Annotated in this window: 17 protein-coding genes and 1 tRNA gene; 5 read left to right on the plus strand and 13 right to left on the minus strand. The window is 51.7% G+C overall.

Translation table 11 applies throughout. The features are described from left to right. Positions 1-5 precede the first annotated feature (5 nt). Together ABXT50_RS05580 and ABXT50_RS05585 are read right to left on the minus strand one after the other, a co-directional pair. Positions 6-78 (minus strand) — tRNA-Thr (locus tag ABXT50_RS05580). A gap of 16 nt (positions 79-94) precedes the next feature. Further along, a complete protein-coding gene (locus tag ABXT50_RS05585; RefSeq protein ID WP_415273892.1) occupies positions 95-1,000 on the minus strand; it encodes an oxygenase MpaB family protein in 906 nt (301 codons plus the stop codon). Between the two features lie 41 nt (positions 1,001-1,041). Between ABXT50_RS05585 and ABXT50_RS05590 the strand changes: the two genes are divergently transcribed. Further along, positions 1,042-1,410, plus strand: coding sequence for a hypothetical protein (locus ABXT50_RS05590; protein WP_415273893.1), 369 nt, complete (start codon positions 1,042-1,044; stop codon positions 1,408-1,410). 34 nt (positions 1,411-1,444) lie between these two features. Here ABXT50_RS05590 and ABXT50_RS05595 read toward each other — a convergent pair whose 3' ends face one another. The 9 genes from ABXT50_RS05595 to ABXT50_RS05635 are packed head-to-tail and all read right to left on the minus strand — an operon-like array spanning position 1,445 to position 9,703. After that, on the minus strand, positions 1,445-2,917 hold the full coding sequence (locus tag ABXT50_RS05595) for an alpha/beta hydrolase (protein WP_415273894.1): 1,473 nt from the start codon (positions 2,915-2,917) through the stop codon (positions 1,445-1,447). Then, positions 2,907-4,064 (minus strand): DNA polymerase III subunit delta', encoded by a 1,158-nt coding sequence (locus tag ABXT50_RS05600; RefSeq protein ID WP_415273895.1) that lies wholly within the window; start codon positions 4,062-4,064, stop codon positions 2,907-2,909. Before ABXT50_RS05600 ends, ABXT50_RS05595 begins: the two co-directional genes overlap by 11 nt. Further along, positions 4,061-4,672, minus strand: a complete 612-nt coding sequence (gene tmk / locus ABXT50_RS05605; RefSeq protein WP_415273896.1) for a dTMP kinase — start codon at positions 4,670-4,672, stop codon at positions 4,061-4,063. Before tmk ends, ABXT50_RS05600 begins: the two co-directional genes overlap by 4 nt. Positions 4,673-4,674: 2 nt before the next feature. Continuing rightward, the gene (topA, locus tag ABXT50_RS05610; protein WP_415273897.1) at positions 4,675-7,251 is read right to left on the minus strand and encodes a type I DNA topoisomerase; all 2,577 of its coding nucleotides are present in this window, start codon (positions 7,249-7,251) and stop codon (positions 4,675-4,677) included. Positions 7,252-7,265: 14 nt separating this feature from the next. Then, positions 7,266-7,664 carry an Rv3654c family TadE-like protein gene (locus ABXT50_RS05615; protein ID WP_415273898.1) on the minus strand — a complete coding sequence of 133 codons (399 nt, stop codon included), beginning with the start codon at positions 7,662-7,664 and terminating at the stop codon, positions 7,266-7,268. Next, positions 7,592-7,897: a hypothetical protein gene (locus tag ABXT50_RS05620; protein WP_415273899.1), complete on the minus strand. Its 306-nt coding sequence runs from the start codon at positions 7,895-7,897 to the stop codon at positions 7,592-7,594. The genes ABXT50_RS05615 and ABXT50_RS05620 overlap by 73 nt, the downstream gene beginning before the upstream one ends. After that, on the minus strand, positions 7,890-8,051 hold the full coding sequence (locus tag ABXT50_RS05625; protein ID WP_007540090.1) for a DUF4244 domain-containing protein: 162 nt from the start codon (positions 8,049-8,051) through the stop codon (positions 7,890-7,892). Before ABXT50_RS05625 ends, ABXT50_RS05620 begins: the two co-directional genes overlap by 8 nt. A 12-nt stretch (positions 8,052-8,063) precedes the next feature. After that, positions 8,064-8,792: a hypothetical protein gene (locus ABXT50_RS05630; protein ID WP_415273900.1), complete on the minus strand. Its 729-nt coding sequence runs from the start codon at positions 8,790-8,792 to the stop codon at positions 8,064-8,066. Next, positions 8,792-9,703 carry an ATPase, T2SS/T4P/T4SS family gene (locus ABXT50_RS05635; protein ID WP_415273901.1) on the minus strand — a complete coding sequence of 304 codons (912 nt, stop codon included), beginning with the start codon at positions 9,701-9,703 and terminating at the stop codon, positions 8,792-8,794. The genes ABXT50_RS05630 and ABXT50_RS05635 overlap by 1 nt, the downstream gene beginning before the upstream one ends. A 346-nt stretch (positions 9,704-10,049) precedes the next feature. Between ABXT50_RS05635 and acs the strand changes: the two genes are divergently transcribed. Then, the gene (gene acs, locus ABXT50_RS05640) at positions 10,050-12,023 is read left to right on the plus strand and encodes an acetate--CoA ligase (protein WP_415273902.1); all 1,974 of its coding nucleotides are present in this window, start codon (positions 10,050-10,052) and stop codon (positions 12,021-12,023) included. Continuing rightward, positions 12,024-12,461 (plus strand): GNAT family N-acetyltransferase, encoded by a 438-nt coding sequence (locus ABXT50_RS05645; protein WP_415273903.1) that lies wholly within the window; start codon positions 12,024-12,026, stop codon positions 12,459-12,461. Here the strand turns inward: ABXT50_RS05645 and ABXT50_RS05650 are convergent. Together ABXT50_RS05650 and ABXT50_RS05655 are read right to left on the minus strand one after the other, a co-directional pair. Beyond that, positions 12,458-12,919, minus strand: a complete 462-nt coding sequence (locus tag ABXT50_RS05650) for a RidA family protein (RefSeq protein ID WP_415273904.1) — start codon at positions 12,917-12,919, stop codon at positions 12,458-12,460. The two genes, ABXT50_RS05645 and ABXT50_RS05650, sit on opposite strands and share 4 nt — an antisense overlap. Further along, positions 12,916-13,071, minus strand: coding sequence for a hypothetical protein (locus ABXT50_RS05655; RefSeq protein ID WP_415273905.1), 156 nt, complete (start codon positions 13,069-13,071; stop codon positions 12,916-12,918). Before ABXT50_RS05655 ends, ABXT50_RS05650 begins: the two co-directional genes overlap by 4 nt. 42 nt (positions 13,072-13,113) lie before the next feature. Here ABXT50_RS05655 and ABXT50_RS05660 point away from each other — a divergent pair, with 42 nt between their 5' ends. Beyond that, on the plus strand, positions 13,114-15,663 hold the full coding sequence (locus ABXT50_RS05660; RefSeq protein WP_415273906.1) for a transglycosylase domain-containing protein: 2,550 nt from the start codon (positions 13,114-13,116) through the stop codon (positions 15,661-15,663). Then, positions 15,654-16,484, plus strand: a complete 831-nt coding sequence (locus ABXT50_RS05665) for a metallophosphoesterase (protein WP_415273907.1) — start codon at positions 15,654-15,656, stop codon at positions 16,482-16,484. Before ABXT50_RS05660 ends, ABXT50_RS05665 begins: the two co-directional genes overlap by 10 nt. Position 16,485 lies beyond the last annotated feature (1 nt).

The following is a 16,485-nucleotide window of genomic DNA, read 5'->3' on the forward strand; positions in this document are numbered from 1 at the left end:
CGCAGAGCCACCCAGGAGAATCGAACTCCTGACCTGCTCGTTACGAGTGAGCTGCTCTACCAACTGAGCTAGGGTGGCGTGTCGCTCCCAAAGTTTAGTCGCTAATTGCGCCTGCTCGCCTAAGCCTGGCAAGGGCTGCGTCTTCTATCGGAGACTCCGGCCCGATAGCGAAACGCATAAAGCTCAATAACGATGTAGTCACGGGCCTCAAGAACCAAAGTGGCCAAGGTTTTAGACCAATCATCAACTGGTACTCCTTCGGCATTGAGGCGAGCGCCGACTGAAACAGCAGAGCGTATACCGGCTTTGCAACAAGCGGTAGCGGTGCTTTCCTTATCCAGCTGATGACTGCTTTAGTGTCCTCGGTGACGGTGAGCTTCGACTTGAAATCTTCGAGAGTTTCCAGGAGCTCGGCTTCACTCATCGGGGCAGTTTTTAGCCCAAGAGGCTGAACTGATTTTGACCACAGTGCAACGTAAGAATCTGCTCCACCCGGAATTGGGGTCTTTGAGTAATTCTGGTGGGCCCTCAAGAATGAGTCCATAAAAGCAACGTGAACCCAAAGTAACAGATCCTTGTCTCCCGCCCTGTAACCCTTTATTTCGCCAGTGGAAGTCTCATATTCGCCGCTGACGGTCTTGTGCATACGGTTTACTCTGCCGGCCTCACCGTTTATTGCCTCGATTGAACCAAAGGTTGTAACCGTTAGCCACCTAATCGTTCCAGACAGTCTGCCCAGTGGGTCTTGCTCATAGCGAGAGTGTTCTGACACCCCGGTGAGCGAACCTGGGTGAAGGGCTTGCATAAGTAGTGCCCTGACGCCGCCAACCAATGTCGAAAAATTTCCGTGTACAACCCAGGGTGCATCGGTAGGCAAATAAAAACCTGGCTCATTGCCCCTGGCGACGACTTCTAGCCACGGAGGAACTCCGTCGGGTGCACCAGACAAGAGTTTACGGAATCTGCGCGACAGGCTCTCCTGCAGGGCATTATTTTTCAATGTGTTGCCTAACCTTATAGATACGATCAAAGGACATAACCATGACAGAAGCCGAACTAATCCGCGAGTTTCAAAAAAACCGACTCCACATTATTTTGGCTCAGCTCGCGCCAACGGCCCTGCTGGCCTTTGCCGCCTTTGCAACCCCGACCATCTCCGGCTATGAAATGTTCTTGGTTCATGGGTTTGCTCTTATTTTACTAGCCTCAGGGATTCTCGGCGCTTTGGCGGAATACTCGGCTGCATCCCAGGCCCAGGCTGTCATTGATGACCTAAGTGCGCTACCAGGTCAGTCGGCTCTTCGATCAAGGGTAGTTAGCTTTCGACCATGGCTAGAGGTTGTGAAGTTTGTGACCCCTGCAATCTTTATCGTGATATTTGCAGTATTAATGGCGGCTCTTTATCTATAGAAGGCCAGATAAAAGGCTGGGGACTTTAGGCGCACTACCTGCAGTAAAGCGAATCTTCTGAAATCTCTTCACCTGCAAGGTAGTCATCGACGACCTTGCCGACGCAGTCACTGGAGCCATAGGCAGTGTGGCCCTCACCCTCGAATGTAAGCAAGTAAGAACCCTTCATCAGCGAACTCAAGGTAACGGCCTGCTCGTAGGGAGTGGCCGGGTCACCGGTGGTGCCAATGATCATGACTGGATTTGGCAACTCAACCCTGTAATCAAGCACTTGGTTCCCAATACCCTCTGCCCAACCATCGCAAGAATTCTCGCCATAGGCAAAGTACTTTCCGAAAACCTTGCTCGCAGCCATTATTTCTTGGGTCAGATCAGTGGACGAAAGAGGATAAGTAATTTCATCGGCGCACGCAATTGCATAATTTGCCTCAACCAAGTTGGTTAGATAACCGCCTTCGGCATCGCGGTCGTTATAAAAATCTGCAAGTAGCAACAGGGTTGTGCCATCTCCTGCAAGAGCCTCTTCAAGCCCAATCGATAGAAACTTCCAGCTGTCTTCCGAGTAAAGAGTCACAATCATTCCCGCAATCGCTGCCGTCAACGATAGGTCCCTATCAAAATCAGTTGGCATCGAACTATTTTCTAGCGAGCTCAAGAGTCCTGCAATAGTGTCCCTAGCCTCAGCCATGTCATTTGGTAGTGGGCAGCTGGCTCTGGTGAAGCAGTCGACTAGATAGGCGCTGAGCGCCTTATCAAAGCCTTTTATCTGGCCCAGTAGAGCCAGGTCAGGGTCAACAGTTGGGTCAACTGCACCGTCCAGCACAAACAGACCCACTTGATCCGGGAATAGGACCGCGAAGGTGGCTCCGAGCTCGGTGCCGTAGCTGTAGCCAAGATAATTTAGCTTCTCGCTGCCAAGAAGAATTCTCAGTAGCTCCATGTCCTTGGCAGTCTGCTGAGTGTTGTAATAACCGGTGCTCACTTCCCCCTGGCAACTCTGTGCGAAGCGATAGGACAAGTCGGCCGAATACTGAATGTCCTCTTCGGTTCCAAATCGGTAGGGAGAGCTTCCGTAGAGAACTTGGTCTTTTAGGCCTAGGTTGCTGCACTCAACGGGTGAAGTCTTTCCAACCCCCCTTGGATCAAAGGCTATGATTTGAAAATTTGATCGCAGGTAATCGCTTCCGAGGCTCTCGTAAGAAGCCAGCAACCATTCGATCGAGCTGGATCCCGGTCCACCAGGGTTTACAAGCAGTGGTTCTAGCGACGAGGTTCCGGCTTTTCGAATAAGGGATACCGTGATGAACGATTCATTGGGCTCTTGCCAATCAAGCGGCGCAGCAGCAACCGCGCACTCGAAACTCTCTTCACAGTCCTCCCAGATGATTACCTGCTCATACAAGGAAACAGCACCGCTTGAAATTTCAGCAACAGGATTCGGGGCTGGAGTAGGGGTGCAGCCGGCAAGCAACAAAACGCCAGCGATGACAGTTGCCCTAAGCCGCAAGGTCGCGTCTCAGGATCATCAGCGTGCAAAGCGATTCGAGCACCAGCAGGTCTCTAACATTTGAAGCCAAACGCTTTCTGGATTCGGTGATTGCGTCTAAAACAGCGATGCTTGCGGCCGCGTTTGTACCCAGTTGCCTTAGCTGAAGGTCTTCGGCAAGCTCAGGATTAGTCATTTCGACATTCGCTCCGAGTTGAAGGGCAAGCACGTCCCTAAAAAACGACTCGGCATCGGTGAAAATTCTGTCAATCCCGTCTCTAAGAGCCCGGGTGTTTCTTCTCTTCTGATTTTCCTCTAAGCCTTTGAACTGCGGCCTCAGATTGGGAGGAATTTTCTCGTCAATCCCGAGTCCATAGGCAAGCATCAAGTGCTCCCTTTCCGATTTATCGCGCTCTTGAGCTAGCGCCTCAGCATCGCGCTTGGCCACACCCAGTAGCTTTTCAGCAGCAAGCATGGCCCGGCTAAGGTTTGTGATTCCCGCAATTTCCCTAAGGGTTTCAGCCCTTCTGGATCTTGCGTCCTGGGACATTGCCAGCCTTCTTGCCATGCCAACGTGATTCTGGGCCTGGCGTGCTGATCTAATGGCAAGCTCCCTATCAACCTTGTCCCGCTGAACCAGCAGCTCGGCAACCTCCTCGACACTCGGGAGGCGAAGAAGCACGTTCATAGTTCTAGAACGGATTGTTGGCAAAAGGTCGGCAACACTTGGTGCGCAGAGAATCCAAATTGTTTTGTCTTGAGGTTCTTCAAGGGCTTTTAGTAAAACATTTGAGGTGCGCTCGGTCATACGATCGCTGTCTTCGATAATCACGATTCGATAATCACCAATGGTGCTATTCATCCCGGATTTTTGTACCAGCTCACGAACCTCATCGATGCTGATCAACACCCGCTCGGTGGCAAGGGTCAATACATCCGGGTGAGCTCCGGCAATTGTCAACGAACACTGCTGGCAGCGACCACAGCCATTATTTTCGCACTGAAGCGCAGCGGCAAAAGCCTTGGCCAACAAGGACCGGCCGGAACCTGCGGGGCCAGTAAATAGCCACGCGTGGTGGACGCCTTCTAGTTTGCCGGCAACCGCACGTTGAAGTTGCTCAATTGCTTCTGGTTGACCTAGAAGCCGATCAAAGACCCCGGCGGTCATTTGCCAAGCCCCGCTTTTTCAATACGAGCAATCACCGCTGAATGTATGTCGGGAATGGCCATGGACGCGTCAATAACTTCAAAACGAGGCTGGGTCGCGAGCTTCAGGAACTGATCTCTCGCCCTCGTAAAAAACTCAACCTGCTCACTTTCGAGTCGATCTGGAGCAGTTCCAGTGTCATCGCGTCTTATAAGCGCCTGTTCGGCTGGCATGTCCAGTAAAAAAGTCAAGTCAGGCTCGAGGCCTGCAACGGCCCAGAGCGAAATGTCCTGAACTTCCTTCACGGAAAGCTCTCGAGCGGCACCCTGATAGGCAATTGATGAATCGTAATATCGGTCCCCGAGCACTATTGTGCCGAGCTCGAGAGCCGGCCTAATCTTGGTGGCGACGTGATGCGCTCTGTCCGCGGCATATAAAAGTGCCTCTGCCCTTGGGGCGACATCTCCCTTACGGTGAAGCAGTAAGTGCCTTATTTCTTGACCCAGTTCGGTCCCGCCGGGCTCCATCGTGCGCAGAACTTCATGTCCCCTGGCTTTTAGCCAGGTCTCGAGCAGGTCCAACTGAGTGGACTTGCCAACTCCGTCGATTCCCTCAAAAGTAATAAACACGGCTACCGCTTTTTTCTGGTCGTCTTTTTCTGAGTCTTTGGTGTTTCGCCTGGTTCTACCCCTAGCTTTTCACGCCTAATGGCTAAAAGCTCGAAGGCGCGGTCATTTGCTAGCTCGTCCAAGGGCTCATCCGTTGGCACCGTCGCGTTCACGATTCCATCAGACACATAGGTTCCAAACTGTCCGGTCTTGGCCACAACGTTCAGCTTGGAGGCTGGGTCTTCGCCAAACTCCCTTAGCGGAGTGGCTGCCGTGCGGCGCCCGCCATACTTTGGCTGCTTGTAGATTTCCAACGCCGAATCTAAATCAAGTGAGAAAATCTGCTCCTCAGTATCAAGGGAGCGAGAATCCGTTCCACGCTTTAAGTAAGGACCGAACTTCCCATTCTGAGCAGTTATTTCAGTTTCATTTTCCGGATCGATGCCGATAACTCTTGGCAGGGACATGAGCCTCAGGGCATCTTCATAGGTGACAGTGTCCACGGCCATGGTCTTGAACAAGGAGGCGGTCTTTGGCTTTGGATTGCCCTCATCAACCAACGTTAGGTAAGGACCAAAGCGACCATCTTTAACGATGATGTCCAAACCCGATTCCGGCTCTTGGCCCAGGACTCGGTCGCTTGCCGGCGGAGCATTTACAAGTTCAACGGCCTTAGCTTGAGTCAGTTCGTCGGGGCTCAGGTCCGCAGGGATGTTCACGATTCTGCGCTCTTCGTTCTCCATGACTTCAAGGTACGGACCGAATTTACCGGTTCGAAGATTGATGTCCTCGGAAATCTCGAATGTGTTGATCGATCGAGGGTCGCTTTCGCCAAGACCCTCAACGGTTGACTGCAACCCGGTTTCCCCGAAGTAGAAATTCTTAAGCCAACCAGAGCGATCTAGTTCGCCAAGGGCTATTCGGTCGAGATCCGACTCCATCTTCGCCGTGAAAGCATAATCAACCAAGTCGCCAAAGTTGTCTTCCAAGAATCTGGTCACAGTAAACGCGATCCACTCAGGAACCAGTGCGCTGCCGCGCTTAACAACGTAGCCCTTGGTAATGATTGTGGAAATAATGGCAGCGTAAGTTGAAGGTCTTCCTATACCCTGCTCTTCCAAAGCCTTTACCAATGAAGCTTCGGTGTATCTGGCTGGTGGCGAAGTCGAGTGGTCCTTCGATGCGATTTCGTCAATTTGGATCGTTGCGCCGACCTCAAGACCCGGAAGCTTCGCACTCTCTGGTTCTTTGCCTTCTTCTTGAGCTTCTTGATAAACGGCCATAAAGCCCTTAAACAAAACCACGGTTCCGGATGCCGAGAATTCAGCGACCTTCGCATCAACTTCGGTTTGCAACTTTGCGGTCGTTGTTGAGAGCTTTGCGTCCGCCATTTGAGAAGCGACAGTCCTTCTCCAAATCAACTCGTATAGAAGATGTGATTTTCCCTGTAAAACATTCTTGAGGTCGTCTGGGTGAACGAATTTCTCTCCAGAAGGACGAATAGCCTCGTGGGCCTCTTGGGCATTTTTTGACTTAGCCCCATACATACGCGGCGCCGAAGCAACCGAGTCCGGCCCAAAGAGCTCTTTGGCGGCAGCAATTGCTGCAGAACTTGCCTGCCCAGACAGCGAAGGCGAATCCGTTCGCATGTAGGTAATGTGACCATCTTGATAAAGCATCTGGGCCGTGTCCATTGCCTGCTTGGCACTCATGCCAAGTTTTTTAGAGGCTTCCTGCTGCAGAGTCGAAGTGGTGAAAGGCGCGTACGGCTTTCTGGTCGACGGCTTCGCTTCAACCGCTGAAACCTTAAGAGTCTTACCTTTGAGTTTTGCCGCATAGCCGGCAGCTTCCTCGGGCGATAGCACCAAAACCTCTTGAACTAGAACGCCCTTGGAGTCAAAACTCTTGGTTCCGGCAAGTTTTTGTCCATCCAAGATTGTGAGTTTCGCCTCGAAGCCAATTGAGTCGGCCTCAAGATTTGCAGTAATTGAGGAATAGCTAGCGGAGACAAAAGCCATCCGCTCGCGCTCGCGCTGCACAATCATTCGCATTGCAGGTGACTGAACTCTTCCAGCGGATAGCCCGCGATTTATCTTGCGCCAAAGCACCGGAGAAATCTCATAGCCGACCAAGCGATCAACTACGCGCCTAGTTTCCTGGGCCTGCACCAAGTTGGTGTTCAGCTCCCTGGTGTTGTTTGCGGCCGCAGTGATGGCGTCTTTTGTAATTTCGTTGAAGACCATTCGGTGAACCGGGACCTTGGGTTTCAGGACCTCCAAAAGATGCCACGCGATTGCTTCGCCTTCGCGGTCCTCATCGGTAGCAAGGTAAAGCTCATCGGCGTTTTTTAGCGCTTTTTTTAGATCACTTACGGTCTTGGCTTTACCGGGTGAAACGACATAGAAAGGTTCGAAGTCGTTTTCTACATCAATTGAGAACTTGCCGAGCGAGCCCTTTTTCTTGTCTGCTGGAATTTCCTTTGCCTGAGCCAAGTCTCGGATGTGGCCAACCGATGCCAATACTTCGTAATCATTTCCGAGGTACTTGGAAATCGTCTTCGCCTTTGCGGGCGACTCAACAATCACCAGTTTCTTAGTCAAGAAAATACTCCTATTTAGTCATTTGGCGAACCCGCTTCCGAAAATGCAAAAATATCTGCAAATCCGACCTGCTTGGTTAGCTCGACGCTCGCGTCGCTTCCGACAATACGACATGAATCTAGGAAACTACTATTTGAAACCGCAATCAGTTCCGCATTTTCGCAAGGAATTCCAGTAATCAGGCCCCGAAGTGTGTCGGCGGCGGCGAGCGAAACAAGATCCGCGACCACCTGTAACCTCGTGCGCTCGAGTGCCAATGACGTCGTTATCGAGACCGCGGACAACAACAGCATGAGCGCTCCCATGAACGCTAGTGAGACCATCGCGGTGGATCCCGCATCTACTGACCAACCTGCATCACGCAGAGCTTGGTGCTCATAGGCATGAGTGACTGCTTTGTTATTCTTGCGCAAGTTAGAGCCCCTTCTACGGATTTCTCAATTTCGATTCCCTCTTCGGCTCGAAGATCAAGCCCAAGGGCGAGCGTCCTGGCTACCTCAAAACCCCTTGCCTCAAGTGCTATTCGATCGGTTGCAAAAACCACTGAGCCGAGCACCGTGGCAAATAGCATTATGAGAGCCGGTAACAGCAGCATGAACTCTGCTGTTACCGCCCCATCATCACTAGAAAAGTTTTTGCTAGCCAAGGCCAATTGCTCCTGCAATCAACTTGAATAGCAGCGACCTGACCTCTTCGGATTTCAGCACCAGCAGCATGAGACCCGCAAAGGCGACTCCGGCAAGTGTTGCAATTGCATATTCGGCGGTAATGGCACCGTCTTCGGATTTTAGTAGTTGCATTTTTTTCCTTTCTTATTGGGTGAAGCCGATGATTATCGGCGGCAGGGTGAGAAGCAAGAATGCGGGAAGGGTTGTCAAAGACAATGGAATAAGCAATCGAACGGAGAGCTTTCTGGCCTCCTCAATGCGGGCGGACAGAAGCTTTTGATTCAGTTGCTCGAGTTCAGAGTCAATAAGAAAGGAGAGCCTTGCTCCAGTGCGCTTTGAAATTTCAACCAACTGACTTGCTCCGCCGTCTGGGTAACCTTCAAGCCTTCTACGAATTTTTTCCAACGGCTCCCCGGCGGAAAGGCAAATACGCAAAACCATCAACGACAGGGTTGGGTCTGGTTTTGGGACAAGAAAACTGTTGAGCATTCGGCCGGAAATTTTATAGCCAGCGAACAGCAGTGCTCCTGCGAGCAATGCGGCCAAGGCTCCCACCGGGTGCAATATTCCACTGAAGGTTCCAAGGCCCATTATTTGTGCCAAAACGAAGCTGACCAATGGCAGCCAAATCAACAGTGTTCTAGTGGCCTGAGGGACTGCCTGTGCCTGATCGATTTCTTGACTCGTGCGCTCCTCGTGGCGCATCTGCACCTCAAGTTGACTCAGGGTTGGAACCAATGGAGCACCCAGTTCGAAGGCGAGAACTATAAAATCTCGAAATTTTTTCGGCAAATCCTTGGGGTCTGCCAGCTCAATGGCCTTTGGAAACGGAACCCCCGCTGACAACAACCCCGCCAACATTGCAGGCCGCATTAGATTGCCACCTTCTGAACCACTAGCCCAGTAGGGGTCATGATCGGTTGACCAATCCCCGCAATGACTCTTTGGTTACCTTTTTTTCCTAGCTGAACAACGTAATCGATCGATTGGGAAACGAGCCTCGAGGTGAGCTCGGAAGTTAGGTTCCCGAGCAGCCCAAGGACTAGTAGTCGCTCCGCGACACTTTCCAAATTATTTGCGTGCAGAGTCGTAAGGGTGCCCTCGTGACCATTGTTGATAGCTTGCAACAGTACTCTGAACTCTTTTGAGCGCACTTCGCCGACCACTATTCGATCTGGTCGCATGCGAAGGGCATGAACTATTAGTTCATCCAGTTCGATTTGACCGACACCTTCTTGGTTTGCTTCCCGTTCTGTAAGTGCAATTGCGGGTGGAGCAAGAAACAGTTCAGGTGTTTGCTCAATACAGATCACGCGCTCAGTGACTTCACTCAAGAGCGACCGCAGCAAGGTGGTCTTCCCTACACCAGTCGGACCACTAAAAACTATGTTCTTTTTACGAAAGATTTGCTGCCTAAGCCAATCGAGCCGGCGATTGGAGAACATTCCAGCTGACTGCAGCGACTCTAGAGTTTGAGGCTTACGGGGGTGAACCCGAATACTCAGTAGCGGCTTATCAGATAACCCGAATGGCAAGACGGCGTGAAACCGTGCTCCGCGATAAACAAAATCGGCGACCGGCTTTGCGATATCAATTCTTGATCCGGCATCCAGCGCGAGCTGGATAATGACTTCAGAAAGATCCTGATCTGTAATAAATGGCGATTTAATATCCTGAAGACCGGACCCATAATCCGCCCGAGCATAACTGGCACCATCGATGATTAGGTCGGTAACCCCAAGGGTGTCGATTACTTGCCAGATGCTTAGTTGATTGATCTCCACAAACTTATGTTCGCTCGCGGACTGGAAACTTCGTCTCTAAAAAATGAATCTGGGGAAAATTAGGGTGGCAGCAGGTTTGGGGAAACCTGCTGCCGGCGATGCCGACATGGGGGATGTGGCACCGCGACTGACTAATCAGTTCTGTAACCCTATCGAAGATTACGAAGATTTGTCCCCCATTTTGGTGCGAAGAGCAAAATATGGACATTTTTTGTCTGTCGGTACATTTGGCGTTGTTAGGTATCGACATGACCGACGACGAAAAGCGCTAGCGTGATAGCCGAAACATCAATGAAAACCGATAATAAGATTAGGTATAAAACTAGAAACCACCTGGAGGGCAAAGTTGTCTGAACAGCACGAAATAGAGACCCTGCTGACCGATACTGACTCATTTGCGCCGTCTAAAGAATTCGCTGAGGCTGCAATAGCTAAGCCTGGGATTTACGACCAGGCCAAGGTAGACCGCTTGGAGTTCTGGGCTGATAAAGCCAGAGAGCTTCACTGGCACAAGCCTTTCACTGAGACCCTGGATTTTACTAACGCACCGTTTGCAAAATGGTTTGCCGACGGCGAGCTAAATGTCAGCTACAACTGCCTTGACCGTCACGTTGAAGCCGGCTGGGGCAAGCGAGTGGCGCTGTTTTTTGAGGGAGAACCGGGCGACACTCAGGTTTATACCTACTTAGATTTGCTCAAGGCTGTAAAAAAAGCAGCGAACGTCCTAATAAGAATGGGCGTTGAGCCAGGTGATCGAGTGGCTATCTATATGCCCATGATTCCGGAAGCGATCATCGCCATGCAGGCAGTCGTCAGAATCGGCGCTGTGCACTCGGTGGTCTTCGGTGGCTTTAGCGCCGAGTCGTTGGCGTCCAGAATTCAAGATGCTGGGGCCAAGGTCGTCATCACAGCCGACGGTGGTTATCGAAAAGGTAAAGCCAGCGCGCTGAAGCCGGCGGTGGACCAAGCCCTCAAAGATGGAAACTGCCCGAGCGTCGAACAGGTGCTCGTGGTCAAGCGAACTGGCCAAGACGTCGACTGGGATTCAGCCCGCGATGTTTGGTGGGAAGAGCAAATGCAAAGCGTTGACTATGAGCACGTTGCCAAGGGATTCAATGCCGAGCACCCGCTCTTTATTCTGTACACTTCCGGAACAACTGGAACGCCCAAGGGGATTCTGCACACAACCGGTGGATATCTAACTCAATCCAGCTTCACTCACAAAAACGTTTTTGATCTGCACGAAGGCCAGGATGTTTATTGGTGCACGGCCGATGTCGGCTGGATAACCGGTCACACCTATGTTGTCTACGGGCCTCTTGCCAATGGTGCCACGCAGGTTATTTACGAGGGCACACCAGATACTCCGGACTGGGGTCGCTGGTGGGATATTGTCCAGAAGTACCACGTCAGCATTTTCTACACCGCACCCACCGCAATTAGAAGCTTTATGAAACTAGGCGACTCGGTCGTGAGCCACTACGACCTGAGTTCGATAAGGGTCCTTGGTTCAGTGGGTGAGCCAATAAACCCAGCGGCTTGGCTTTGGTATCGAAAGGCGATTGGCTCTGAAAAGGCGCCGATTGTCGACACTTGGTGGCAAACCGAAACTGGAGCGATCATGGTTTCTCCGCTACCTGGGATTACCAAAACCAAGCCCGGTAGTGCGCAAGTGCCACTTCCAGGAATCGAGATTGCGGTGATCAGTGAGGACGGCGAAAAACTTGGTCCCGGTCACGCAGGTTACCTAGCAATCACTGAGCCTTGGCCCTCAATGCTGCGAGGCATCTGGGGAGACCCGGAACGGTTTAAAGAAACTTATTGGTCCAGGTTTCCAGGAGTTTATTTTGCGGGTGACGGCGCAAAACTAGATGCTGATGGCGACCTGTGGCTGCTCGGCCGAGTGGACGACGTGATGAACATCTCTGGTCACCGACTCAGCACGACAGAGATTGAATCATCGCTGGTGGCTCACCCGTATGTGGCAGAAGCTGCAGTGGTGGGAGCGTCCGATGAAACCACCGGTCAGGCAATTGTGGCGTTTGTGATTCTGATGCGAGAAGAACTAGACAAACTCGGTAGCGAAGCCGACACCTCAAAGATTCTGCGCGATCACGTTGCAAGTCAGATAGGCCCGATTGCTCGGCCAAGGTCAATCTTCGTGGTTAGCGAACTGCCCAAAACTCGTTCCGGAAAGATTATGCGCAGGCTTCTCAGGGACGTTGCCGAAGATCGACCAATTGGCGACATAAGTACCCTTACGGACACTTCAGTCATGGACATCATTGGCCGAAAGCTCGACTCTGGTGCCAACGACTAAATGATCAGGCAAGCAGTTCCTGATGATTTAGAAGCACTGCTGTCGCTTTTGACGGGCTTTTCTGAAGAGGCCGGTACTAACTTCGGTCGTGAGCACTTGCTGACCGGACTTCAACCGATGCTAAATAATCAGGATCTGGGGCTGCTATTTGTAGCCGAATTAGACAACTTGTTGATTGGTTACGCGGTCATCGGCTGGGGCTGGGGAATCGAATCTGGCGGCAGAGAAGCACTAATAGATGAGGTTCTTGTCTTGGAGGCCCACCGTAACCAGGGAATCGGCGCAAAAATCATCACCGCGGTCATAGCTGAACTAGGAAAGTACGAAACAAAGATCGTGTTTCTCGAAACCGAAGCCCAAAACCCCAATTCTAGAAAGCTTTACGAAAATCTTGGTTTCGAAACCGAGGACTCGGTTTGGATGCGCAAAGCCCTCTAGGAAAACTCCACGATCAGTTCGATTTCAACTGGGGCATCAAGCGGTAACACTGAAACTCCAACTGCACTTCTAGCATGCTTGCCTGCGTCTCCAAAAACCTGTTGCAAGAACTCGCTGGCGCCATTGATGACCGCCGGCTGACTGGAGAACTCTGGGACTGATGACACAAAACCAACGACCTTGACTACCTGCTTCACTCGATCTAAATCCCCAAGAACCGACTTCACAGCAGCAAGGGCATTTAGCGCGCAGCGCTGAGCAATTTCGGCTCCGTGCTCAGCGGTTATTTCCGCACCAAGCTTTCCAGTAGCCATGAGCTTGCCCTCAATGAGCGGTATTTGGCCGGCCGTGAAGACTAGGTTTCCTGAGATCATGGCTGGCAAATACGAGCCGGCAGGGGCTGCCACCTCGGGAAGAGTAAAGCCCAGTTCGGTGAGCCTTTGTTCGACCTTGCTCACTCAGCAACAGCTTTTTTGAAGAATGCTATGAGGCCGCCCTGCGGACCCGTAGTCACCTGAACCAGTTCCCAGCCCTGGTTACCCCAGGTGTTCAGAATTTGAGTTTCCTTGTGTATCAATAGCGGCGTTGTTATGTACTCCCACTTGGTCATTTCACAGCTCCATTTCAGCCTATGTCGAGTATCCTAGAGTCTATGTCCGGCAGCTCTAAATCCTCTACGTTCGTAAGCCTTCTAAAATTTGGCGTACTCAGCGTTGTCGCCGGCCTATTGTCTGTTGCGCTCCTAGCACCGGCGGTCGCGGTGGCCGGAGTGGTTACGACCACTTCGATAGGAATGTTTGAAGGAATACCTTCTTATATCAAGCCCGTGAACTCATCGCAGTCATCATCGATCTACGCGCTTCGAGACGGAAAGCCGGAGCAAATTGCGACCTTCTTCCACGAAAACCGCGTCGAGGTTCCATTCGAGAACATGTCCGACAACCTTGTGAACGCTGTTATCGCGACTGAGGACCCTAGATTTTATGAGCACGGCGGGGTGGACATCATTTCTCTGATCCGTGCGACGCTGACAAACCTTGCCACTTTCGGCGATGGACCCGGTGCTTCCACTATCACAATGCAGTATGTCCGTCAGTCGATGGTGGAAGCAGCGAGCATTTCGAATGACGCTGGAGCCATTCAGGCCGCGACCGAAGTCAGCGTTGCCAGAAAACTTAGGGAAATTAGGCTCGCCATCGCTCTGGAGCAAGAGGTCTCAAAAAAGGAAATCCTGGCCGGCTACCTAAATTTGGTGTTCTTGGGCAATCAAATAAACGGTGTTGAAACGGCTTCCCAGTACTATTTTGGAACCTCGGCAAGCCGCCTGACCGTTCCGCAAGCCGCCTACTTGGCCGGCATGCTGAAGTCTCCGAATGACTACAAGCCCGACGAGGCCGAAAATCACGAGCGTGGCCTTAACCGAAGAAACTACGTCATCCAGAACATGGCTAGCGAAGGTTACATAACTCAAGAGCAGGCTGACGCCTACAAAGAATCACCAATCCAGACCAAAATCACCATAAATAAGCAGGGCTGTGGAGAGAATCAAGTTTCGGCATTCTTCTGCGACTACACCGTATGGACCATAAGAAATTCTCCGGAATTTGGAGTTACCCCGGAGGACCGGGAAATGCTTCTTCGCCGCGGCGGGCTAGAAATCTTCACCACAATCGATTTAGACATTCAGCAGGCAGCCTGGGATTCGGTTATGACAAACCTTCCACCTGAAAACGAGTGGGGCTTTGGCACTGCATCGGTTTCGGTTGAGGTTGGAACTGGCCGAATCGTGGCGATGGCGCAAAACCGCTACTTCGATCAGAGCGATAACCCAGTTCTGGGCGGCACCAGCGTGAACTTCAATAGCGATAAGCCGTACGGCGGATCTTCGGGCTTCCAACCCGGCTCGACCTACAAGGTCTTTACTTTGGCGGAGTGGCTAAAGAGTGGCTACACCCTCGGTGACCACGTTGATGGCCGAATTTTTACTGGTGAAGATGTCGACCTTGACGGGAAAGCTGACAAGGTGAAGATTTGGGATGTCTCAAAAGATTTCCGGGCTAGTTGTGGTGGTGTTGTTGGACTCTGGGAGGTAAATAACTCCGGAGACAAAACCATCGATGACCTAAGCGTTCGAGAGGCGGTTGTGACGTCTCAAAACACCGCATTTGCGGCAATGGCATCCAAACTGGACCTTTGCGCCATAAGAGACACAGCCAAGGATTTTGGTGTCCACAGGGCCGATGGCGATGAGCTCTTGTATGTCCCGTCCGCAATTCTAGGAACGAACGAAATTGCACCGCTGACAATGGCTGCCGCCTACGCTGGCATCGCAAATGCCGGTGTCTACTGCTCGCCGATTGCCATTGACAGAGTGCTCGTTAGGTTGACCAACGAGGAGCTAGCCGTTCCAAAGAGCTTGTGCAACCAGTCGGTTTCCCCAGAAGTTTCAGCGGCGATGATTTACGCCATGAAGGGCGTTGTCTCCGGAGGAACCGGTTCCGCTGCCAATACCAATGATGGAACACCTTTGGCCGGCAAGACCGGTACCACAGACAACCGCATCCACACCTGGATGGCAGGTTTCTCTTCGGAGGTAGCGACCGCGACTTGGGTTGGAAACGTAGTTGGACTGACACCCCAGACTGGCAAGTCTGTAAACAATAGAGCAGTTTCAACCATTCGTCATGCCGTCTGGAAAGAGGTAATGCTCGAGGTAAATAAGCACTACGAGGAAGTTCCATTCCCAGCTGCAAACCCTAGATATGTAAATGCCACGATGCTCAATGTTCCGGAGATAACCGGGTTCGGTATGGATAGCGCGAAGGTTCAGTTGATCACCAGCGGTCTGAACATAAAATTCGTCGACACCCCAGTGCCCTCCGCTCAACAGGTGGGCACCGTTGCCTACACACTCCCTGCCGCAGGAGAGTCAATACCTAGGGGATCTATAATCGAAGTCTTTATTTCAGCTGGTGGTCAGCTCATAGTGCCAGACGTTTCGGGCCTAGCCCTTGAGGACGCTTACACCGCGCTTGAGGTGATGGGCTTTTTCCCAACCCCACCTCAGCCAAGTCAATACTGGATGCTAAATCTTTGTGATCCGAATCTTCCAGAAGGTTCGGCTCATTCAACCATTCCTGCCGCCGGCGAATCAGTGATCGTCGCATCCGCAGTGATTGTGCAGCCCAACACATGTGGATAGCTGGAAACTCAGGTCCCTTTAAGCTTCATGAAATAGAGATTGCAAGCTCGGCTGGCAAGGGCTTACGTATTCTGCACATTTCCGACCTGCACTTCGCTCCAGGACAAGCCGCCAAGGCTGACTTCCTAGTCAGACTTTCTGAACTGGAACCGGATTTAGTAATCAACACCGGCGACAACCTGGGACATAAGGACGCCATCAACCCGGCCCTATTGGCACTGGAACCACTCAGGCAGTTTCCGGGCGTTTTTGTCAACGGAAGCAATGACTACCGAGCACCGATGCCAAGAAATCCGCTTCGTTACTTCATCGGACCCTCATCAAACTCGACACCGGGAGTTCGACTCGATACTAAAAGATTTGAAGATGAGCTCATTGGCTCCGGATGGCTAAACCTCAACAACAAGGCAGGTCAATTGGAAATCAATAGCACCCAAATTGGTTTCCTTGGGCTCAATGATGCCCACGAAGGACTTGAAGATTTTGCTGGACTGCCAAAGCAAACCGCATCGCTAAAAGAAGTAGACATCACAATTGGAGTGGCTCACGCACCCTATTTGGAGGTTATAGACGCCTTCTTGGAGCAGCGAGTCGGAATTATGTTTGCCGGCCACACTCACGGTGGTCAGTTGTGTTTGCCGGGACAAAAGGCATTGATTACTAATTGCGATTTGCCGAGGAAGTACGCAAGCGGATTATCGGCTTGGTCAGATGACAACCACCAGGCAATGCTGCATGTTTCAGCCGGCATTGGCTGCTCTATCTATGCGCCTCTTAGAATCTTCTGCCCACCGAGTGCAACGCTCATAACCCTTAGTTAGC

This window comes from Aquiluna sp. Uisw_065, from assembly GCF_047731275.1.
Classification (GTDB): Bacteria; Actinomycetota; Actinomycetes; order Actinomycetales; family Microbacteriaceae; genus Aquiluna.

Excerpts from the sequence above, each read along its gene's own strand:
- ABXT50_RS05590 (WP_415273893.1), top strand. The coding sequence starts at position 1,042 with ATGACAGAAGCCGAACTAATCCGCGAGTTTCAAAAAAACCGACTCCAC.
- ABXT50_RS05600 (WP_415273895.1), bottom strand. The coding sequence starts at position 4,064 with ATGACCGCCGGGGTCTTTGATCGGCTTCTAGGTCAACCAGAAGCAATT.
- ABXT50_RS05625 (WP_007540090.1), bottom strand. The coding sequence starts at position 8,051 with ATGCAACTACTAAAATCCGAAGACGGTGCCATTACCGCCGAATATGCA.
- ABXT50_RS05630 (WP_415273900.1), bottom strand. The coding sequence starts at position 8,792 with ATGCGGCCTGCAATGTTGGCGGGGTTGTTGTCAGCGGGGGTTCCGTTT.
- ABXT50_RS05645 (WP_415273903.1), top strand. The coding sequence starts at position 12,024 with ATGATCAGGCAAGCAGTTCCTGATGATTTAGAAGCACTGCTGTCGCTT.
- ABXT50_RS05655 (WP_415273905.1), bottom strand. The coding sequence starts at position 13,071 with ATGACCAAGTGGGAGTACATAACAACGCCGCTATTGATACACAAGGAA.
- ABXT50_RS05660 (WP_415273906.1), top strand. The coding sequence starts at position 13,114 with ATGTCCGGCAGCTCTAAATCCTCTACGTTCGTAAGCCTTCTAAAATTT.
- ABXT50_RS05665 (WP_415273907.1), top strand. The coding sequence starts at position 15,654 with ATGTGGATAGCTGGAAACTCAGGTCCCTTTAAGCTTCATGAAATAGAG.